At 65.0% G+C, this 20,997-nt stretch carries 19 protein-coding genes; 7 read left to right on the plus strand and 12 right to left on the minus strand.

Going from position 1 to position 20,997, the window contains the following annotated elements:
- Positions 1–83: 83 nt before the first annotated feature.
- Both ABIB99_RS07790 and ABIB99_RS07795 read left to right on the plus strand, forming a co-directional pair.
- A complete protein-coding gene (locus ABIB99_RS07790) occupies positions 84–1,760 on the plus strand; it encodes a glutamine--tRNA ligase/YqeY domain fusion protein (RefSeq protein WP_354175378.1) in 1,677 nt (558 codons plus the stop codon).
- 13 nt (positions 1,761–1,773) lie between these two features.
- Positions 1,774–2,160 (plus strand): nuclear transport factor 2 family protein, encoded by a 387-nt coding sequence (locus ABIB99_RS07795; RefSeq protein WP_354175379.1) that lies wholly within the window; start codon positions 1,774–1,776, stop codon positions 2,158–2,160.
- Positions 2,161–2,164: 4 nt separating this feature from the next.
- Here the strand turns inward: ABIB99_RS07795 and ABIB99_RS07800 are convergent, their stop codons facing one another.
- On the minus strand, positions 2,165–2,617 hold the full coding sequence (locus tag ABIB99_RS07800; RefSeq protein ID WP_354175381.1) for an ion channel: 453 nt from the start codon (positions 2,615–2,617) through the stop codon (positions 2,165–2,167).
- Between the two features lie 199 nt (positions 2,618–2,816).
- Here ABIB99_RS07800 and ABIB99_RS07805 point away from each other — a divergent pair, with 199 nt between their 5' ends.
- Together ABIB99_RS07805 and ABIB99_RS07810 are read left to right on the plus strand one after the other, a co-directional pair.
- Positions 2,817–3,050, plus strand: a complete 234-nt coding sequence (locus ABIB99_RS07805; RefSeq protein WP_028149639.1) for a DUF2171 domain-containing protein — start codon at positions 2,817–2,819, stop codon at positions 3,048–3,050.
- Positions 3,051–3,145: 95 nt separating this feature from the next.
- Positions 3,146–5,440: a ComEC/Rec2 family competence protein gene (locus tag ABIB99_RS07810; RefSeq protein WP_354175382.1), complete on the plus strand. Its 2,295-nt coding sequence runs from the start codon at positions 3,146–3,148 to the stop codon at positions 5,438–5,440.
- 9 nt (positions 5,441–5,449) lie between these two features.
- Here the strand turns inward: ABIB99_RS07810 and ABIB99_RS07815 are convergent, their stop codons facing one another.
- The 7 genes from ABIB99_RS07815 to ABIB99_RS07845 all read right to left on the minus strand — a co-directional run bounded on the left by ABIB99_RS07815 (position 5,450) and on the right by ABIB99_RS07845 (position 12,139).
- Positions 5,450–6,283 carry a GAF domain-containing protein gene (locus tag ABIB99_RS07815; RefSeq protein WP_354175383.1) on the minus strand — a complete coding sequence of 278 codons (834 nt, stop codon included), beginning with the start codon at positions 6,281–6,283 and terminating at the stop codon, positions 5,450–5,452.
- Between the two features lie 332 nt (positions 6,284–6,615).
- A complete protein-coding gene (locus ABIB99_RS07820) occupies positions 6,616–7,050 on the minus strand; it encodes a hypothetical protein (RefSeq protein ID WP_063983046.1) in 435 nt (144 codons plus the stop codon).
- A 645-nt stretch (positions 7,051–7,695) separates the two neighbouring features.
- Entirely contained in the window at positions 7,696–8,397 is a 702-nt protein-coding gene (gene lexA, locus ABIB99_RS07825) for a transcriptional repressor LexA (protein WP_014494969.1), read from the minus strand.
- Between the two features lie 176 nt (positions 8,398–8,573).
- Positions 8,574–9,785, minus strand: coding sequence for a molybdopterin molybdotransferase MoeA (locus tag ABIB99_RS07830; protein WP_354175384.1), 1,212 nt, complete (start codon positions 9,783–9,785; stop codon positions 8,574–8,576).
- A 231-nt stretch (positions 9,786–10,016) separates the two neighbouring features.
- Positions 10,017–10,211 carry a hypothetical protein gene (locus ABIB99_RS07835; protein ID WP_354175385.1) on the minus strand — a complete coding sequence of 65 codons (195 nt, stop codon included), beginning with the start codon at positions 10,209–10,211 and terminating at the stop codon, positions 10,017–10,019.
- Positions 10,212–10,365: 154 nt separating this feature from the next.
- The gene (locus ABIB99_RS07840) at positions 10,366–10,992 is read right to left on the minus strand and encodes an HAD family hydrolase (protein ID WP_354175386.1); all 627 of its coding nucleotides are present in this window, start codon (positions 10,990–10,992) and stop codon (positions 10,366–10,368) included.
- A 13-nt stretch (positions 10,993–11,005) separates the two neighbouring features.
- The gene (locus tag ABIB99_RS07845) at positions 11,006–12,139 is read right to left on the minus strand and encodes an alpha-hydroxy acid oxidase (RefSeq protein ID WP_071913496.1); all 1,134 of its coding nucleotides are present in this window, start codon (positions 12,137–12,139) and stop codon (positions 11,006–11,008) included.
- 307 nt (positions 12,140–12,446) lie between these two features.
- Here ABIB99_RS07845 and ABIB99_RS07850 point away from each other — a divergent pair, with 307 nt between their 5' ends.
- Positions 12,447–13,784, plus strand: coding sequence for a S41 family peptidase (locus tag ABIB99_RS07850; RefSeq protein ID WP_028149630.1), 1,338 nt, complete (start codon positions 12,447–12,449; stop codon positions 13,782–13,784).
- Positions 13,785–13,874: 90 nt separating this feature from the next.
- On the opposite strand, the gene ABIB99_RS07855 is transcribed toward ABIB99_RS07850, so the two are convergent.
- Entirely contained in the window at positions 13,875–16,607 is a 2,733-nt protein-coding gene (locus ABIB99_RS07855) for a bifunctional diguanylate cyclase/phosphodiesterase (protein WP_063986344.1), read from the minus strand.
- Between the two features lie 312 nt (positions 16,608–16,919).
- Between ABIB99_RS07855 and ABIB99_RS07860 the strand changes: the two genes are divergently transcribed.
- Positions 16,920–17,084 carry a Flp family type IVb pilin gene (locus ABIB99_RS07860; protein ID WP_028149628.1) on the plus strand — a complete coding sequence of 55 codons (165 nt, stop codon included), beginning with the start codon at positions 16,920–16,922 and terminating at the stop codon, positions 17,082–17,084.
- Here the strand turns inward: ABIB99_RS07860 and ABIB99_RS07865 are convergent.
- Positions 17,065–18,321, minus strand: a complete 1,257-nt coding sequence (locus ABIB99_RS07865) for an MFS transporter (protein ID WP_063983052.1) — start codon at positions 18,319–18,321, stop codon at positions 17,065–17,067. The genes ABIB99_RS07860 and ABIB99_RS07865 overlap by 20 nt on opposite strands.
- Positions 18,318–19,733: an amidase gene (locus ABIB99_RS07870; protein WP_354175387.1), complete on the minus strand. Its 1,416-nt coding sequence runs from the start codon at positions 19,731–19,733 to the stop codon at positions 18,318–18,320. Before ABIB99_RS07870 ends, ABIB99_RS07865 begins: the two co-directional genes overlap by 4 nt.
- Before the next feature lie 139 nt (positions 19,734–19,872).
- Here ABIB99_RS07870 and ABIB99_RS07875 point away from each other — a divergent pair, with 139 nt between their 5' ends.
- Complete coding sequence (locus ABIB99_RS07875) at positions 19,873–20,466, plus strand: CGNR zinc finger domain-containing protein (protein ID WP_063983054.1); 594 nt, start codon at positions 19,873–19,875, stop codon at positions 20,464–20,466.
- A gap of 12 nt (positions 20,467–20,478) precedes the next feature.
- On the opposite strand, the gene moaC is transcribed toward ABIB99_RS07875, so the two are convergent.
- Positions 20,479–20,997: a cyclic pyranopterin monophosphate synthase MoaC gene (moaC, locus tag ABIB99_RS07880; RefSeq protein WP_354096066.1), complete on the minus strand. Its 519-nt coding sequence runs from the start codon at positions 20,995–20,997 to the stop codon at positions 20,479–20,481.

Raw genomic sequence — 20,997 nt, forward strand, 5'->3', positions numbered from 1 at the left:
GCCCGGCAGCGGACCGCTAAGGTCTTGGCTCAGCCAAGCGAATTTGGCAGAAGGGCCGCTGATTTCCCTACAGGATTTTCGTAATGACAGAACCGGTGGCGAACGAGGTTGGGCGCGATTTCATTCGTGACATCATCCAGGCCGACCTCGATCAGGGCAAATACAGGGAGATCGTGACCCGGTTCCCGCCGGAGCCGAACGGCTACCTGCATATCGGCCACGCCAAGTCGATCGCGCTCAATTTCGGCATCGCCCAGGAGTTTCCGGGCCGCTGCCACCTGCGTTTCGACGACACCAACCCGGTCAAGGAAGAGCAGGAATACATCGATTCCATCCAGGCCGACGTGCACTGGCTCGGCTTCGACTGGGGCAAGAACCTGTTCTTCGCCTCGGATTATTTCGACCGCCTGTACGAATGGGCGGAGAAGCTCATCCGCGACGGGCTCGCCTATGTCGACGACCAGACCCAGGAGGAGATCCGCCTCGCGCGCGGCACGCTGACCGAGCCCGGCAAGAACTCGCCGTTCCGCGACCGCAGCGTGGACGAGAATCTCGACCTGTTCCGCCGCATGAAGGCCGGTGAATTCCCGAACGGCGCGCGCGTGCTGCGGGCCAAGATCGACATGTCCGCGGGCAACATCAACCTGCGCGACCCCGTGCTGTACCGCATCCTGCATGCGCATCATCCGCGCACCGGCACCAAGTGGTCGATTTATCCGAGCTACGATTATGCGCACGGCCAGTCGGACGCGATCGAGGGCATCACGCACTCGATCTGTACGCTGGAGTTCGAGGACCATCGACCGCTCTACGACTGGTTCATCGAGAAGCTGCCGGTGCCGTCCAAGCCGCATCAGTACGAAATGGCGCGGCTCAACCTGACCTACACGCTGCTGTCCAAGCGCGTGCTGACCCAGCTCGTCCGCGACGGCCATGTCGCCGGATGGGACGATCCGCGCATGCCGACTGTAGCGGGGATGCGCCGCCGCGGCGTGCCGCCGGCAGCCTTGCGCGAATTCGTCAAGCGCATCGGCGTTGCCAAGGCCAACAGCGTCGTCGACGTCGGCATGCTGGAGTTCTGCATCCGCGAGGAGCTGAACCGCACGTCGCAGCGGCGCATGGGCGTGCTGCGGCCGCTCAAGGTGGTCATCGAGAACTATCCGGAAGGACAGACCGAAGAGCTCGAGGCGATCAACCATCCCGACGATCCCTCGGCCGGCACGCGCAAGATCACGTTCGGCCGCGAGCTCTATATCGAGCAGGACGACTTCATGGAGAACCCGCCCAAGAAGTTCTTCCGCCTGTCGCCCGGCAACGAGGTGCGGCTGCGCTACGCCTATTTCGTCAAGTGCACCGGCGTGATCAAGAACGACGCGGGCGAAGTGGTGGAGCTGCGCTGCACCTACGATCCCGCGACCAAAGGCGGCAACGCGCCCGACGGCCGCAAGGTCAAGGCGACCATGCACTGGCTGCCGGCGGCGACGTCGGTGCCGGCGGAGATCCGCATCTACAACCAGTTGTTCTCCAATCCGAGTCCGGACGCCTCGAACTTCGCGGCCGATCTCAATCCGCAGTCGCTGGAAATTCTCTCCAACGCGCGGATCGAGGCATCGGTTGCGGAAAGCAATTCGACCGAGCCGATGCAGTTCGAGCGTCAGGGCTATTTCGTGCGCGACAAGGACTCGACGCCGGGCAAGCCGGTGTTTTCGCGCACCATCGGCCTGCGCGACACGTTCGCGAAGGAAGTGGCCAAGGGCTGAGGGGATTGGGCCTATGAGCAGTGAAGCCGACACCATCGTTTCCGCCATCATCGCGAAATGGTGCGCCGGCTTCGCGACGCTCGATGCGGCCGCGCTGTCGTCGCTCTATGCGAAGAACGCGTTCTTCTTTGGTTCGAATCCAAGACTCTATCGGGGCAGGGACGGCGTCGCCGATTACTTCAACGGCCTGCCGCGCTGGCGCCAGCCGAGCGCGGCCTTTTCCGACGTGAATGCGGGACAGGCCGGTCCTGATCTCATCAATATGGGCGCGACCATCACGTTCGACCTCGCCGGCGAGCGGGACGATCTCGTTGTCAAGATGAGCTGGGTCATCATCCGCGAGGACGGCGACTGGAAGATCGTCAATCATCACGCCTCGGCGAAGGCGCCGCTGATTTAGCAGTTTACCTGCGACGTTCCGCATTCCGAAAAGCAAGACCAGCGATTGCGGAGAAAAAAAGCACCGTCATGAAGTAACCGCACAACATCTCGACAATGGCGGCAGCCATAGCGGCCGGGCTTTTCGGGTGGATATCGCCATACCCGGTCGAAGTCATCGTTGCTGCGCTAAGATAAAACACGCCCAGTACGTTTTCAGAGAAGTTCGACACATCGGAGAACGAGAACGCGTCACGGTCGAATTCATAAATTCCAGCAAACGCTACGCCAAAAATGTAGATCAATCCGAGATAGAGCGCTACCAGCAGTCTCACCAGATGGATTGCGGAAGGCAGAGGATTGTCCTCAATGCCGTAGATGTCACGAAATATATTGTAGAGCATTACTACGAAATAGGTGCAAAGAGCGGACGCTATAAGAAGTGTGCCGACAATCAACCACAAGGGGGATTGGTGCATGTGAGTCTCCCTCAATATCTGATCGGCTTAAGCCCCGACTTGGATCAACGATCAGATTGCATATGCAACTTTTACGAGTGCGGCGCCTTTGTTAGCGCCTGTTAGGCTGCAATCGAACATCTTCTGAGTTCGATTTTTCCAACAATTGAAACGAACGCAAACCCGGCACGTTGAGGTGGACCCAAACAAGGAACCCACCATGCAGAACATCGCAGAGCATATGGAAGTCATCGGCGCCGATGGCGTCCACATCGGCACGGTCGACAAGGTCGAGGGCCATCGCATCAAGCTGACCAAGAAGGACAGCGGCGAGGGCAGCCACAAGGGCCACCATCACTTCATCGACAAGGGCCTCGTTGCCGGTGTCGAGGGCAACAAGGTTCGGCTCTCGGCCAAGGCGGACGTCGCCGTGACGATGGAAGAGGAAAAGTAGGGAGCCGTTCGCTCCGTTCCTGATCCGTACCGCTATTCGCGCAGCCGCACGTTCCGGTAGCCTCCTGGCCTGTCGCGTATCGTAAGGTGCAGGGAATGGCGGAGCCGGGCCGGCCAGTTCGGTCCCAGGGGATTGCGGGGACTTGGATCGCGGGGACTTGGCCCGTCGGCCGAGCTGCCTCCGCGGGCGGCCTCGTGCCGGCAGGGTTCGACCTCTGGACGTCGCTGGCCGGGACCCTGCGCGAATGGGCGCGCACCGAGGCCGGCGCCGGGCGATTGTTGCCGTGGGTGCCGGTCGCGTTCGGCGGCGGCATCGCGCTCTATTTTTCCGCCGATCATGAACCGGTGCTGTGGGTCGTTGCCGCGACGGCCATCGCACTCATGCTTGGCGCCGTGCTGTTGCGGCGGAGCCGGTTGTTTGCACCGGCGATCATGATCGCGGCGGTCGCGGCCGGCTTTGCCACGGCGACCTGGAAGACGGCGCGGATCGCGCACACGGTGCTGGCAAAGCCGCTCTATTCCGTCTCGCTGTCGGGCTTCGTCGAGACCCGCGACATCCGCGAGCGCACCGACCGCTTCGTGCTGCGTGTCACCGCGATGGAGGCGCAGCGCAGCGACGTCAAGCTCGAGCGCGTGCGCCTCTCCGTGCGCAAGGGGACTGCGCCCGAGGTCGGCAGCTTCGTGCAGTTGAAGGCGCGGCTGTTGCCGCCGTTGTCGCCGGTGCGCCCCGGCAGCTATGACTTTTCGCGCGACATGTTCTTCCAGGGCATCGGCGCCTCCGGCTTCGTGATGGGCACGATTGCGGCATCGGTGCCGCCGGACGCCGGTGGCTTGCGGCTGCGTTATGCCGCCTTCATGCAGGGTCTGCGCGATGCGATCGACGCGCGCATCCGCGCCACGCTCGAGGGCGACAACCGGGCGATTGCGACCGCGCTGCTCACGGGCCGGCGCGATGCGATTACCACGCCCGTCAACGACGCCATGTTCATCTCGGGGCTCGGACATGTGCTCTCGATTTCCGGCTATCACATGGCGGTCGTCGCCGGCGTGGTCTTCTTCGCGGTGCGCGCGCTGCTGGCGTTGATCCCTGGAATGGCGGCCGGCTTTGCCATCAAGAAATGGTCGGCGGCCGCGGCGCTGGTCGCAGCCGCGTTCTATCTGCTGCTGTCGGGCGCGGAGGTCGCGACGCAACGCTCGTTCTTCATGACGGCGGTGGTGCTGATCGCGGTCATGGTCGATCGCCGTGCTATCACCTTCCGCACGCTGGCGGTGGCCGCGCTGATCGTGCTCGCGGTCGCACCGGAAGCACTTTTGCATCCAAGCTTCCAGATGTCGTTCGCGGCAACGCTCGGACTGGTGGCGCTGGTGCAGATCGGCATGCCGAACCTGTTTGCGTCGCCCGATCATTCCGCGACCGCGCGGATTGCAATGTGGGGCGGGCGCGAGATCGCGATGTTGTTCCTGGCCTCGCTGATCGCGGGGCTCGCGACCACGCCCTATGCCGCTTTCCACTTTCACCGTGTCACCCCGTTCGGCGTGCTCGCCAACCTCGGGGCGATGCCGGTGGTTTCGGCCCTGGTGATGCCCGCGGGCCTGTTGGGCTTGATTTCAGCGCCGTTCGGACTCGATGGTCCGTTCTGGTGGCTGATGGGGATCGGCATCGACTGGATGGTTGCGGTGTCGCGCTGGGTGGCCGCTTTGCCGGGCGCGGTCGGCCGCATCTCGGCTTTCGGCATCGCACCGCTGATCGTTGCAAGCTTGGGAATCATCGTGATGGGCTTGTTGCGCACGCCGTTGCGCTGGGCCGGCGCGGTGGTGCTGTTGGCCGCGATCCTCTGGGGACTGTGTGCGCGGCAGCCCGATGTCCTGATCGCCGGTGACGGCCAGAGTGTCGCGGTGCGGGGCAGGGATGGGCACCTGCAACTCATCAGGTCGAGCAAGGACAGTTTTCTTCTGAAGGAATGGCTCGCCGCCGACGCCGATCCGCGCGACGCCGGCAGTGCCTCACTGGCCGCCGGCGTGTCGTGCGACGAGGCCGGCTGCGTGACGCCGCTCGCCGACGGGCGTCTGGTCGCGCTGGCCTTGCGCATCGATTCACTGGCTGACGATTGCAGCCGGGCCGCGCTGGTGGTGACGGCGCGGCCGGCGCCGCCGGATTGCGCGGCGATGGTTGTCGACCGTCAGCGTCTCGCAAGGCAGGGCGCGCTGGCGCTGACGCGAAGCGGCGACGGCTTTGCGGTTCAGGCGGCGAAGGCAAGGGGGGCAGACCGTCCGTGGTCGCCGGCGGCTGCCGGCGAGGCGGATTTCGGCGCGAGCCTTGGGCCGCAGGCGGCGGCTCCCCGCAACCGCGACGCGACGCCATCGGAGGCCGACCTGCAGGCCGAGGATTGAGCGGACGGGTTACAGATACCAGGCCAGCACGGCGTCGAGCCTGGCGTTGCCGATCACCGGCAGGACGACCATCTGGCTCAGTCCAGAGGCGCTGGCCTGCAAGGCCGCGACCGAGCCGTCACGCGCGAGATCGTCGTTGAGCGCGGGCATGCCGGTGGCCCAGGCCCCGCCGATGCTGCCTTCGCCTTTGGCGATGGATTTCGTCGCATAAAGCGCGGCGAGGTCGGTCTGCCCGCTGCAATCGCCGGCGCGGAAGACCAGCGCCGAACGGGCCTCGTCCGGAACCCAGATCTCGAAGCGTCGCGCGATTGGCGTCGCCTGCGCGGAGAGGAATGTCAGCACCCAGGTCTGATCGGTGCCGGTCCGGTAGGGAACGCCGACGCCGAGATTGATTCCGACCTTGGCGGCGTCCTCCCAGCGCAGAAAACTCCTGGCATCGTGCAGGTCCTTGATGATCAGAGGCAGGCCGGCTTTCCAGATGCGGCCGGGCAGGCCGAAGCCGCGCGGAAATCTGGTGTGGCGGGAGTTGAATTCGAACATGTCGGCGGTGCCGTAATAACCGTCGACGAGCGCCATCTCGTGGGAGGTTTCGGCATCGTTGTGCCAGAGCTCGATCGCGCCGACATGGGCCTCGTCGTCGCCGCAGAACAGCACCATGACGGCTTGCAGGAATTCGCCTGAAAACACGGGCACCGCCACGCCGCAGGTCAGCCCGGCGGCGATGGCCTGATCGGTCCGCTTAAAATAGGAATCGGTGAATCTGGTGAGGATCACGGGGTGGCCGCCGGCCCAGGCCTTGCCGGGAAGTCCCTCGTCATATCCGAAGTGCAGATCCTCGCTCACGTCCCTAAACGCGGACAACCCTTCGCCGTAGAGGCCGCCGCCGAATTTCCAGCCGCATGCGCGTGCGGTCAGGCACCCAGAGTTCAACGACGCGAATGAAGGTCTTCATCGAACGTGCCCGCGGTCTCAAGCCGCACCAAGCATCGGCCATTTGGCTGCGGAACGGACGTTCAAAATTCAGGCAGGACAGCGCAAACTTCGTGCGGTGGGAGACGCCACGGCTTGGTCCGCCCGATGGAGTTTCGCGGGACACAAACGACACCATCTCGCCGGCCTCGGCCGGCGATGGCGATTTCAATCCTGGCCCGACCTGCCGGCCGGGAATGGCTGCATCAGCCGATCGGCAGGCGGGTGATGGTTGTCCGGCTGTCGGTGATGGTCTGCGGCTTGTGCTCGCGCTCGCCGAGCGGCTGGGTCACCGGTAGCTGCAGCACGGTCGCGCGCTGGCCTTCGACCAGCTGCGTCACCAGCACGGATTTGCCGTCGGGGAATTCGATCGCATCATGATGGCGATCGGGAATGTGCGGATCGATCTTGCCGAACTTGCCGACGCGCGAATTGACGGTGCGCGTCCAGATCCAGCGATTGTCGTAGCGGACGTTGTCGGCGAACGCGAGCTCCGTCCCCGGGAGCAGGCAGACCGCGACGGTCGGATCGGCCGCGGAGGCAAAGCCGCGCGTCGAGGTGCCGCGGAAGGTTGTCGTGACGATCGTCTCGCCGACTTCGGCGGGACGCGACGCGACGGCATGCAGGCTGTAGTCACACATCGGGTGCTCCTCATGCAGGGATAGCGACCCACGTCTCTTAATCGAGGCGCAGGCCTCTATCAGAGTGGAAATACCAAACGTTCTGCCGGGTTGTAGGCAAATCTACGGCTCGCCGCCGCAGGCCGCAATCACATTAACTTTCCCGAATCCACCAGGAACAAAGCCCGCCCCTTTGCATTCTGCAGGCGCGTGTCAGCGCCCCGCAGGCGCCGACCAGCCGGAATATTGCCAGCCCGGCCGCGACGGTTGGTCGACGGCGTCGAGGGCCTTGCGGACTTGCTCGCTCATGGCGGTATCCTTGCGGACATGGGGCCGCGATTGCGCGGCCAAGGCTTGCACGGCCAAGGCTTGCACGGCCAAGGCTTGTACGTCCAAGGCTTGCGACGCTGATGCTGCGATCAGCGCCACAGCAAGTGTGCTCAGAACGATCCGGCGGATGACTTCTCCTCGAACCTGAAGGCCGCGAAGCAGGGCTGCTTCGTGCGGCGTGCCGAGGATTTACCGCTGGAGGAGGGGCCGGATAATCTGCGCGAAACCAGAAAGACTATCCAGCGGAAGCGGACAATCGTCCGCTCCAATCTCGGATCGGCGATGCCGATCGAAAGCGCGCGGGGCGCCAAATAACCGATACCGGCACGTCCGGTATCAATACTTCCGGTACAGCCCGATCAGCTTGCCCTGGATCTTCACCCGGTTGGGCGGCAGAATGCGGACCTCATAGGCCGCATTGGCGGGCTCGAGCGCGATCGAGGCGCCGCGGCGGCGGAAGCGCTTCAGCGTCGCCTCCTCGTCGTCGATCAGCGCCACCACGATATCGCCGGTATCGGCGCTCTCGTTGCGCTGGATCAGCGCCATGTCGCCGTCGAGAATGCCGGCCTCGACCATGGAATCGCCGCGCACTTCGAGCGCGTAATGTTCGCCCGAGCCGAGCATGTCAGGCGGTACGCTGATGGTGTGGCTGCGGGTCTGCAAGGCCTCGATCGGCGTACCGGCCGCGATGCGGCCCATCACGGGGACCGCGACGGGGCGCTCGCCCTCGTCCGCCGGCGGGCTCGAAGTCGTGCGGACCTTGCCGAGATTGCCTTCGATGACGCTCGGCGTGAAGCCGCGACGGCTGCCGGCGGCGGCCTGAAGCTCGGGCAGCTTGATCACCTCGATGGCGCGGGCGCGGTTGGGCAAGCGCCGGATGAAGCCGCGCTCCTCGAGCGCGGTGATCAGGCGATGGATGCCCGATTTCGAGCGCAGGTCGAGCGCGTCCTTCATCTCGTCGAAGGAGGGCGGCACGCCGCTTTCCTTCAGCCGTTCGCTGATGAACCGCAGGAGCTCGTATTGTTTGCGCGTTAACATCTCGACCAAAATCCCCCGGTTGATGTCGTTCGATTCCGAGACGCTGAATTCAGCAGTAAGCCGCTACATTCTCGAAACAAATCATGAACGGACACTATATGTTCGATACATGTTCCGCAACTGCTTAATTTACCGTGAACGCGACAAAGTTCGCGGAACGCACGCGAACGAAGCAATCAGACGGGCAGTCGCAAGACCTCGCAAGGCGTGCCGGCTTGGGCCTTCGGCGCGAATGGCGCGCGCACGAGAAGTGCCTGTGCCGCAGCGAGATTCGCAAGCAGCGAGGAATCCTGGTGATTGACGGGGAGGGCGAGGAGCGTGCCGTCGTCGCGCAGCTCGAGGCGTGCGCGCAGATAATCCTCGCGCTGGTCATTGGCGCCGACATCGCGGCCCAGCACCGCGCGTTCGCGGCGGTGATGAATCATCGAACGGCCCGAAAGCGCGCGAATCAACGGCACCATGAACAGGAAGCCGCAAACATAGGATGACACCGGATTGCCGGGCAGGCCGATCACGCGCATCGCGCCGAGCCGCCCGTTCATCATCGGCTTGCCCGGCCGCATCGCGATCTTCCAGAACGCCATCGAGATACCTTCGTCCCTCAGCGCCTGCTGGACCAGATCGTGGTCCCCGACCGACGCGCCGCCGGTCGTGATCAGGATGTCGGCGCCGCTCTCCCGCGCGCGGCCGATGCCGGCCGTGGTCGCCTCAAGCGTATCGGCGGCCACGCCGAGGTCGATGGTATCGGCGCCCTCGCTGCGGGCGAGCGCGTGCAGGGCGTAGCCGTTGGAATAGACGATCTGGCCGTGGCCCGGCGTCGTACCCGGCATCACCAGCTCGTCGCCGGTGGCGAGGATCGCGACCTTCGGGCGTCGCCGGACTGGCAGTTGCGGGTAATTCATGCCGGCGGCGAGCGCGAGGTCGCGCTCGGTGAGCCGGGCCCCTTTGCGCAGCAGCACGTCGCCTTCCGAGAAGTCGACGCCGGCGGGGCGGATGTGCCGCCCCGTTACGGCGGCTTCCTTGATGGTGACGCGCTTGCCGTCCGCAATCGTGTCCTCCTGGATCACGACCGCATCAGCGCCATCGGGAACGACACCGCCGGTGAAGATACGCACGGCCTCGCCGGCGCCGACCGATCCCGCAAACGGGCGGCCCGCCGCGACCTCGCCGATCAGGGTGAGCTGGGAGTCGATCTTCGCCGCATCGACCGCGCGCACCGCATAGCCGTCCATTGCCGACATCGCCTGCGGCGGCTGCGTGCGCCGCGCGGCGACGTCGCGTGCGAGCACGCGGTGGAAGGCTGCGTCGAGCGCGATCATCTCTTCAGGCAGCGGCTCTGCGCCCGCCAGCACCGCGGCGAGCGCGTCGGAAACCGGCATCAGGGCCACGGGTGAAAACTCCTGCTGGGCCCGTTCGGGCAAATCGGCGGCGAGAGTTCTAGCCGAGTGCAGGCGCAGAGGCAAAACAGTGGCCGCGCAGGATGATTTATCCTGCGTCATCCGCTCTGCGATGAAGGGTGAGCATCAAGTCCGCCGCGGCATGATCCAGAAGGCGAGACAGACCGGTACGAGGATGGCCATGGCGAGGACGAGAAAGACGAGAGCCACGGCCAGCATCGGTCAGCCCCCCGGCTGCTTGTACGGACTGACGTCCGGCGCTGCGGGGCCCTGATCCTTGTCAGGCAGCGGGTCGGCCTGGGATTTCAGGTCGGCGGCCTTGCTGATCAGTCTTGCGGAAAGGTCAGAATCCGAGGTGGTTCTGGCGAATTTCATCAGCAGAGAGGCCTGCTTGGTGAGGTAGGTTTTGCCCAACACGACGATAAGCCCGATGTAGAATTCCCAACGGACTCATGAGTCCTGAGAGGGGCAATCGTTCCGGGAACTCTGTATAAAATGCACAAAGGGTTTTGGTTCCTCGCCCCCGGGCAAAATAGTTCCATTCGCGGCCCGTCGGCTTGCCGGTCAGAGATCAGATTCCGAGCGCCTTGAGGGCGTTCCCGACGTCGCGGGGCGAGGTCACGTGGATCGTGGTCAGGCCGCGCGACCGCGCTCCTTCGATGTTCTCGGCAAGATCGTCGAAGAACACGATACGGTTCGCCGGCACGCCGATCGCGGCCACGACATGATCGAAGGCCTCCACATCCGGTTTGCGCAGGCCGATGCTGGACGACAGATACAGCTCGCGGAAATGGCCGAGAAGGCCGGCATATTCCTTCGAGAAGTGGTCCACATGCGGCCGGTTGGTGTTGGAGAAAGCGTAGAGCGGCAACTGCTTTGCCGCACGCGGCAGCAGCTCGGCGATGTCGGGCATCTCGCCGGCGAAGATCGCGTTCCAGCCCTCCAGGAACTGTGCGTCCGAAATGCCGATCCCGAGCGCGACACGCAGCGAGTCAAAATAGGCCTCGTCGCTGATCTTGCCGACCTCGTGCAGCCGGTAGGCTTCGCTGTCCCGCACATAGCGCGCGACGATGGCTTCCGGCTTGCAGCCGGCATGTCCCGCCCAGCAGGCGATCGCCTTGGAGAAATCGATGTCGAGCACGACGCGCCCGAGATCGAACAGGAGCGCGTCCGCGCTACCGGGAGAGAGCGAGCTCATTGCATCCTTTCACTCAATATCGATAGGGGTCGTGGTCGAACAGCGGGAACGCGCTGAACACGCTCGGCGCATTCGTTGCGGTCGCCTGGTGCAGGCAGGACTTGTCGACCTCGGCGAACGAGGTGGCGCCCAAGAGGCCGAGGCAGCGCAGCACCTCGTCCTCGAGCAGCTCCAGCATTCGCCTCACGCCGGCTTCGCCGGCCGCCGCCAATGCCCAGCATTGCAGCCGGCCGATGCCGACCATGTCCGCGCCCGCCGCGATCGCCTTGACGATGTCGGTGCCGCGGCAGAAGCCGCCGTCGACCATGATCTTGGCGCGTCCCTTCACGGCCTCGACGATCTCGGGCAGCACATGCATGGCACCGCGGCCGTGATCGAGCTGGCGGCCGCCATGGTTGGAGACGTAGATCCACTCCACGCCGTGATCGACCGCGATCCGGGCGTCCTCGGCGGTGGCGATGCCCTTCAGGATGAGCGGGATCTTGAACTTGTCCTTGATCATCTTCACGGTCCGCCACTCCAGGCCCTTCTGGTAATCGCCGCCGGTGGCGCGCAGGCGGCTCTCGCGAACATAGCGCTTGGCAATGTCACGTTCGCGACGGCTGTAATGGGCGGTATCAACGGTCAGGCAGAAGGCGGCGTAGGCGTTCTTCTCGCTCCGGCTGACGACATCGGCGACGAAATCGTCGTCGCCGCGCACATAGAGTTGATAGAGCCGCAGCGCATCAGGGGCGGCCTCGGCGGTCTTCTCCAGGCCGGGCTCGGACACCGAGCTCAGCATGTGCGCCGCGCCGAAGGTGCCGCAGGCGCGGGCAACGCTCGCCGCGCCATCCGGATCGAAGATCTCCAGCGCGCCGACAGGGGCCAGCACCACCGGCAGCCGCATCCTGCGCCCGAACAGCTCGACCGAGCCGTCGACCTCGCGGACGTCGCGCAGCACGCGCGGCCGGAAGGCGATCTCGTCGAGCGCCATGCGGTTGCGGCGCATCGTGGTCTCGGTCTCGGCGGCGCCGACGATATAGTCCCAGGCGTTCTGGTTGAGGTTGGCGCGCGCCTTGCGGATGAATTCGTGCAGGTTCTGGAATGGCTCGGCGCTGGCGCCGAGTTCGACGTTCCTTTCCGGCCGGATGCGGGGCGCGTCATTCATTGTTGTCCTCCCGAGAATTTGAAGCGTTATTGTCATCGCGTATCGTGTCCGGCCCTCCAAAACCATCCTAAAATCGCATACCTGCGAGGCGTGGGCCGGCCGGGCCGATTCCCGCCTTGCGCGAAACGGTTTCGGAACGTTGCCAAAAGTTTAGGCCCGGGCGAAGGGATTTTTACGATGTACCCGCCGGCGTGGCGTCCCGGCCTTGAAGAAACCAGAATGGTATTGTGAACAGCGGGCTGGATCGCCATTTGCATGGCGCCTCACAAGCCCAAAGCAAAGCTCCAGCAAGAAGGCCAGCCTATCCATGCGGAAAAACCTGCTGTTCCCCCTGGGCGCGCTCACGGGAGCGTGTCTAACCCTTCTGGTCGCCAGCCCGCACGGTGGAGTATGGGCGGCACGGGCGGCAGCGAGCGCGGATGATGCCTATTCCCGGCTCAATCTGTTCGGCGAAGTGTTCGAGCGGGTGAAGGCGAGCTATGTCGAGAAGCCCGACAATTCCAAGCTGATCGAAGGTGCGATCACCGGCATGGTGACCTCGCTCGATCCGCATTCACGCTACATGAACGACAAGGCCTGGACCGAGATGCAGGAGACCACCTCCGGCGAGTTCGGCGGGCTCGGCATCGAGGTCACGATGGAGGACGGCCTGGTCAAGGTCGTCTCGCCGATCGACGACACGCCGGCGTCCAAGGCCGGGATCATGTCCGGCGACCTCATCAGCAAGATCGACGGCGATGCCGTGCAGGGCATGACGCTCGAGCAGGCCGTCAACAAGATGAAGGGGCCGGTCGATACCCAGACCAAGCTCACCATCGTGCGCAAGGGCGCCGACGCCCCGCTCGACGTCGCGATCAAGCGCGAGATCATCCATGTGCGTCCGGTGCGCTTCCACGTCGAGAACGGCGACATCGGTTATATCCGCGTCACCTCGTTCAACGAGCAGACCACCGACGGCCTGAAGAAGGCGATCGCGTCGATCTCCAAGGAGGTCCCGCCGGAGAAGCTGGTCGGCTACGTGATGGACCTGCGTAACAATCCGGGCGGCTTGCTCGACCAGGCCGTCTCGGTGTCGAGCGCCTTCCTTCAGCGCGGCGAGGTCGTCTCGACCCGCGGCCGCAATCCCGAAGAGACCCAGCGCTTCACCGCGCATGGCGGCGACCTCACCAAGGGCAAGCCGCTGGTGATTCTGGTCAATGGCGGCTCGGCTTCGGCCTCGGAGATCGTCGCCGGCGCGCTGCATGACCACAAGCGTGCCACGATCATCGGCACGCGCTCGTTCGGCAAGGGCTCGGTGCAGACCATCATTCCGCTCGGCGCCGGCAATGGCGCGCTGGCGCTGACCACGGCGCGGTACTACACGCCGTCGGGCCGCTCGATCCAGGCCCAGGGCATCGCGCCCGACATCGAGATCCTCCAGGATGTTCCGCCCGAGCTGAAGGGCCGCATGGACACCATGGCGGAGTCCCAGATGCGCGGCCATCTGCAGGCCGCCGACGGCACCGAGCAGACCGGATCGCAGTCCTACGTCCCGCCGGAAGAGAAGGACGACAAGGCCCTGCATGCGGCCTACGACTTCCTGCACGGCGTGACCGCGAATGCGGTCGCCGCCAAGCCTGCGCCGAAGGCGGCGGTACCGAACTAAGCCTTACGACGTCCAGATATCGCCCGGGAGCGGATGACCGCTCCCGGGCGAATTCGTGCGGTGACGCTTCCAATTGTTGGGAAGACCGCCCTAGCTGGCCTCGCGGTGCCGGCTTTCCTCGCCGCCGCGCTGGGCGAGGCGGCTGCGGTGCAGCGCGAACAGCTCCAGCACCTTGTCGGCCGGTTTTGCGGCACTGAACAGGTAGCCCTGCATCTCCGAGCAGCCGAGCGCACGGAGCAGGCGCTGCTGCTCCTCGGTCTCGACACCCTCGGCCGTGGTGGTCATGCGGCGGGCGGCAGCCAGGTTAACGACGGCCTGCACGATGCTGGCGGAGCCGTCGGGACCGGCGATGTCGCTGACGAAGCAGCGGTCGATCTTGATCTTGTCGAACGGGAAGCGGTGCAGATAGCTCAGCGAGGAGTAGCCGGTGCCGAAATCGTCGAGTGCGATGCGCACGCCGATGGCGCGGAGCTGATGCAGGATCGCAAGCGCGGTGTCGTCGTCGCGGATCAGCACGGCCTCGGTGATCTCGAGCTCGAGCCGGCTCGCCGGCAAATTGGAGGCGGCAAGGGCCGCCATGATCTTCAGCGCCAGCGTGCCGCTCTTGAACTGCACCGGCGAGACGTTGACGGCGAGGCGGATGTCGTCGGGCCAGTTGGCGGCATCGCGGCAGGCCGTGGCCAGCACCCATTCGCCGATCTCGTTGATCAGGCCGGTGTCTTCGGCGATCGGAATGAACTCGACGGGCGAGACCATGCCGCGCTCGGGATGGCGCCAGCGCACCAGCGCCTCGCAGCCGGTGATGCGGTCGTCCTTCAGGGCAAGGCAGGGCTGGTAGTAGACCTCGAGCCCGCCTTCGAGCCCACCTTGGGCGATGGCGTGGCGCAGATCGATCTCGAGCTGCCTCCGCTCGCGGACCTTGGCGTCCATCTCCGGCTCGAAGAAGCGATAGGTGCGGCGTCCGGCGGCCTTGGCGGCATACATCGCCATGTCCGCATTCTTCAGGATCTGGTCCAGCGCGGTGCCGTGTCGTGGCGCCAGCGCGATGCCGATACTGGCGTCCGTGGTGAGATGATGGCCCATGCAGTCGAACGGCGCGCGGATGGCCTGGAAGACCCGCGCGACGAGTTCGTTGACCTCCTCCAGCGACGTCACCGCGCTCTGTACGATGGCGAATTCGTCGCCGCCGAGCCGCGCCACGAAGTCCGCCGGGCCTGCGCAGCGGCTGAGGCTCGTCGCGATCGATTTCAACAGCTCGTCACCGACGAGATGGCCGAGCGCGTCGTTGACGCCCTTGAACTCGTCGATGTCGATGTAATGCACCGCGATCTCTTCGCCACCGGCGATGGCGGCGAGCTCCGCGCGCAGATGCTCGTGGAACATGGTGCGGTTGGGCAGGTCGGTCAGCGCGTCGTAATGGGCGAGGTGGGTGATGCGCTCCTCGGTCCGCCGGCGCTCGGTGACGTCTTCGTGGGTCGCCACCCAGCCGCCGTCAGCGAGCGGCTCGTTGAGGATGTGGATCGAGCGCCCGTCGGAGGTGTCGACCACCATGGAGTTACGCACATGGATGTCGCGCAGCACACGGACGACATAGTCGCCGATGTCGCCACTGAACGAGCCGGTCGCCTTGCGGTGGGCGATGATGTCGTGGAAGCTGGAGCCGGGCTTCACCACCTCGGCTGACAGGCCGTACATCTCGATGTAGCGCTGGTTGCAGATCACCAGCCGCCGCTCGGCATCGAACAGCAGCAGGCCCTGCGTCATGTTGTTGACGGCGCGGTCGAGGCGCTGCTTCTCCAGCGTCAGCCGCTCGCGAGAGGCGCGGTGCTGCTCCAGCAGCTTGCGCACGATCGCGATCAGCACGCCCGCGATGGCGAGCGCGGAGGCGCCGGCAACCGAGATCAGGATGCCGATCTGCTCGCGCCAGTCCGTCAGCGCCGCCGCGCGCGTTGTGGTGGCCATCATCAGGATCGGGAAGTGGGGCAGGGCACGCGAGGAGATCAGACGGTCTTCTCCGTCGACGGGGCTCATGATGCGGCCGGCGAAGTGATCGAGCCCGAAGATCCTCTGCTGCTCGAACGGGCCGGTCTTGAAATTCCTGCCCATCTGCTCGCTGGAATGGGGATAGCGAGCGAGCAGCGTGCCGTCGCGATGCAGCATCGAGATCGTGGCGCCTTCGCCGAGCACGACGGAGGCGAAGAACTTCTCGAAATTGGCCGGTTCGATGCCGCGTCCGACCACGCCCATGAACTCGCCGTTCGGTCCCACGATCTTGCGCACGATCAGGATGGTCCAGGCGCCGGAGACGCGGCTGTGCACCGGCTCGATCAGCACGTTCGGCGAGTAAGGATCGTATTTGAAAGTACGAAAATAGGCGCGATCGGCGACGTTCACTTTGGGGGCCGGCCACGCCGTCGAGGAGTTGATGAGATTGCCTTCGGCATCGATGATGTTGACGCCGCCCATGTAGGGCAGCGCCTCGATCTTCGAGCGCAGCATCCGGTGGACGTCCTGGCCGGAGAGGCGTTTGCGATAGTCCTCGGCGCTTGCGATGCCGGTCGCGCGGACGTGGTCGACGAAATCCTTCTGGATGACCGCGAAATCCTGCAACTGCTGATCGAAATGATGAGCGAGCAGAAGGACGGTGTTTTCCAGCTCGCGCCCGCTGTTGCGCAGCGCGCGCTCTCGGAAATTCTGCGCCATCAGGACCGAGCCAATGGCGATGGCCGCGATCAGCAACGTGCCGCCCACCACCAGCCAGCGGATCGGTCCGCTGCGCACGAAGACCTGGTCAAAGAGGCGACTGCCGTATTTCGTCATCATGTCGATCGTTGCCGCGCACACGTCAGGATCGCTTCTTGATCCCGAGAACATCCGTTGGTTTACGGAAACGATATGGAGGCGAAGTTAGGAAGCGCGGTTAATGCGACATGAACGGCCGCGTACAAAAGCAATCGATGCGCGCGACGCAAGACGTGCAGGAATTGCCGGACGCTCTCGCGATGCCGGTCAATTCCTGCCGGTCGTGCCACGGTCAACCAAGGCTTAACCATCTAAGATGTTGGCGATCCTCGAGTCGGCATTGGCACGTGATTTGCGAACATGCCTGCCGACGACACAGAGAGGACACGAACGATGACAAACACCTTGAAGAACTTCCTGGCCGACGAGCGTGGTGCGACCGCGATCGAATACGGCCTGATTGCCGCCGGCATCGCGCTGGCCATCATTTCCGTCGTGAACGGCATGGGCTCCAAGCTTAACGCCAAATTCGGGTCGATCAGCTCTTCGCTGCGCTGATCGCGTGGGCTCCGCCGCGCGCCAATATCGTCACCACGATCAGCGCCGCGACGACGTTCGCGGCGGCGCTGATCAGGATCGGCAACGTATAGCTGTGGTTGACGTCATAGGCGAAACCGGCCGCACTCGGGCCAACCAGTGTGCCGAACGCCACGCTGGTGTAGAGAATACCGATGATTCCGCTGACATTGCGTCCGCCAAAATAGTCCATGACGACAGCGGGCAGCACCGCGACCCAGCCGCCGTAGAACACGCCGTAGACGAAGGCAAAAGCGGCGAGGGTCCAGACATCGGCGGCGATGGCCCAGATCGCCATCGCCAACGCCATTCCGACCAGGACCATGATGAGCGAGCGGTCGCGGCCCATCCGGTCGGCGAGCGCGCCGAGAAAGAAGCGGCCTGCGGTGCTGCCGGCCCCGATCACGCCGAGCAGCAGCACCGCAGAGGACGCCGTGACCCCGTGGTCGCGCGCGTATGGCACGAGATGGACGAACGGGACGAAGGCGCCGAACGAGCAGACCAGACACGATGCGTAGAGGGCGACAAACCGCGTCGACCGGACGGCCTCGCGCACCGAAGCGCCGCCAGCATTGCCTGCGCCCGCGGCCTCGCGAGGCGGATCGCCGTCGGGTCCGAGGCCGCGGTGCTTCGGATCGTTCTCGATCAGCAGCGACGCTCCGCCGCCCAGCACCAGGGCGATCGCGCCCAGCACCAGATAGGCGCCGCGCCAGCCCACCGATGCGATTAACAATGAGGCGAGCGGCGGCATCGCCAGCGTACCGAGCCCGATGCCGCTCACCGCGAGCCCGGAGGCAAAGCCGCGGCGCTTGACGAACCAGCGTTGCACCGCGCCGATCGCGGGAACATAGGCGCAGCCGAGGCCGAGGCCGACGCCCAGCCCGTAGGCGAGATAGACCTCGACAAGGGAACGTGCGGCGCTCGCGGCCGCAAGTCCGACCGCGATCAGGATCATGCCGGCGATGGCCAGCGGACGCGAGCCGAACCGGTCGGCGAGGGGACCGCTGACGAGTCCGAGCGCGAAGTACAGAAAGCCCGCAATGGAAAACACGAGCGAGATCGAACCGCGCGAGGCGCCGAAATCGTGCTGGAGCGGCTCCAGAAATGCGCTGAACGTGTAGGCGGAGCCGAAGCCGACGAACATGACGGCAAATGCCGCCGCGACGACGAACCAGCCATGGAAAATGCTTCGCTGAGCGAGCGTGGATTGAACGGTCAATGCTGCCTCCGCGAGCTGAGGGAAGGATGGCGACGATGCCAGGACGTGGCACGCTGGAACGCCGCGCCGGCGCGCACGAGCATGGCCTCGTCGAGATGAGCGGCGACGAGCTGGAACGCGATCGGCAGTCCGTCTGCTGATGCACCACCCGGTAGCGCGATCGTGGGATGACCGGTCACGTCGAACGGGCAGGTGTATCGCTGCAGCTTCGCGATCAGATCCGGCTGCTCGCCGAGCGTCTGGGTCATGGCGAGCGTCACCGGCGGGAACGGGTGTACCGGGATCAGCAGTAGATCAATGGTCTCGAACAGCGCGGTGACGCGGCCGCGCAGCGCCAGCCGCCGCAGCAGGATCTTCTGATAATCGAGAGCGGAGAGCGCGCGACCGGCCTCGATCAGCGAGGCGAGCATCGGGCCATACTCGTTCTTGCGGGCAGGATAGGTCGCCTCGTGCGCGACCGCAGCTTCTACCGCACAATTCGGTGTCCAGTCGGCAATCGCCTGCATGACGTCGGGAAATCTGACATCGACGATGCCGGCGCCTAGCGCGCGGAACGCATCGATGGCGTCTGCCAGCACGTGCTGTGTCGTAACGTCCACGTCGTCGCTGTTCCAGGCGGCATCGACGCCGATCCGCAAGCCCCGCACGTCCTGTGCGGCCGCGGCCAGATAGTCGGGCACCGGATCGAATACCGAGGTCGGGTCGTTGGGGTCGTGTCCGGCAAGGACGCCGAGCAGTGCGCCCGCATCGGCCGCGCTGCGGCCGATCGGTCCGACATGGTCGAGCGTCGCGGCCAGCTCGAAGGCGCCGTGTCGGCTGACGCGACCCCAGCTCGGCTTCAATCCGGTCAGCCCGTTGGCGGCGCACGGCCAGCGGATCGAACCGCCGGTGTCGGAGCCGAGCGAGCCGAAGCAAAGCCCGGCAGCGGTTGCGACCGCCGAGCCACTGGACGAAATGCCCGGCCAGTAACTCGCATTCCACGGATTCTCCGGCGGCGTCACCAACGGATGGTGATCGGAATAGGCGCCCTCGGTGAGTTGCAGCTTGCCGAGTATCACGGCGCCCGCGTCCTTGAGCCGGCGCACGACGGTTGCGTCTTCGTGGGGACGAAAGTCGCGATGAAGCATGGTGCCGGCCGCCGTCGGAATGCCCTTGGTCCAGAACAGGTCCTTGAGCGCAATCGGCACGCCATGCAGCGGCCCCCGATACCGACCCTGTGCGATTTCGGCGTCCGCGGCTTTTGCCTCGGCGATGGCCGTTTCTGCCATCACGTGAACGTAGCTGCCGAGATCCCGGTCCATGGCGTCGATACGGTCGAGTTGCGCGCGCGTCACGTCCAGCGCGGAGATGTCGCGCGCCTTGAGGCGTGCTGCGAGCGCGGTGAGTTCGAGATAGTGCAGGGCGTCGGCCATCGGTTCGGGGTCTCCGTTCTGGTGATCGCAATGGGCGCTCGATCCCGAAGGATTCGACACTAGTATAATTAGGATACAGGTGTCGCTTGCTGTCAACCAGTAAATCTGTTTTACTGGTGTTCAAATCTTTGGTGTCCCGATGTCGAAAGAGTCTCGCAAATTCCAGGTTCCCGACACGCTGGCGAACGTCTACGATTTCGCCAACACGCTCGATGTTCGCCACTTCATGCATTTCGGCGTGGAGCACCCGGAGAGCGATGAGCTTGGCGGGCCGAAGGAACTTGCGGACTGGATGCGGGAACGCGGCCTTGGCGCCGAGGGCGGGCGTGTCACGCCCGCGATGTTTGAGACCGCGCTACGACTGCGCGGCGCCTTGCGCGCCTATCTGCAATGTGAGCCCGCCGAGCGGCCCCGGAACAGGAGCGTTCTCGGCACGCTCAATGAGGCGCTCGCGCCGTTTCCGTTGCGGGTGGAGGCGCGCGCAGGCCGTGGCGCGATGCTGTCGGCAGCGCGCGAGGATGCGCTCGCAGGCCTCTCGGCCATCGCGATCGAGCTTCATGACGCAACGCTTGTGGGAACGCTGGACCGGCTGAAGATGTGCGCGTCGGAGGAATGCCGCCGGGTGTTCTTCGACCGCTCGAAACCATCGACGCGGCGGTGGTGCATGTCGACGCTGTGCGGCAACCGGATGAAGACGCGCGCCTATCGCGAGCGGCAGCGCGAGGCGAAATAGATCACGCGGCGTTCAGGCGCGGTAGTGGCCTGACTTGCCGCCGAGCTTCTCGACCAGATGGATGCCCTCGATGCGCACGCCGCGTTCGACCGCCTTGATCATGTCGTAGATGGTGAGGCAGGCGACCGACACCGCCGTGAGCGCCTCCATCTCGACGCCGGTCGGGCCCGTCACCTTCACGCTGGCGCGGACGAGGCAGCCTGGCAGTTTCGCGTCGGGCTCGATGTCGACCGTGACCTTCGACAGCGCGAGGGGATGACAGAGCGGGATCAGCTCCGAGGTGCGTTTGGCGGCCATGATGCCGGCGATGCGCGCGGTGCCGAGCACGTCGCCTTTCTTGGCGTTGCCCGAGACGATGAGATCAAGCGTCGCCTTGGTCATGATGACGTGGCCTTCGGCGACCGCGAGCCGCTCGGTCGCGGGCTTGTCCGACACGTCCACCATCCGCGCCTCGCCGGAGGCGCCGATATGGGTGAGGGCAGGGCCGGCTTTCGTCTTGGATTGCCTGGCCTTGGCGGGCTTGCGCGCCAT

It is taken from the genome of Bradyrhizobium sp. LA6.1, assembly GCF_040547805.1.
Taxonomy (GTDB): Bacteria; Pseudomonadota; Alphaproteobacteria; order Rhizobiales; family Xanthobacteraceae; genus Bradyrhizobium; species Bradyrhizobium barranii.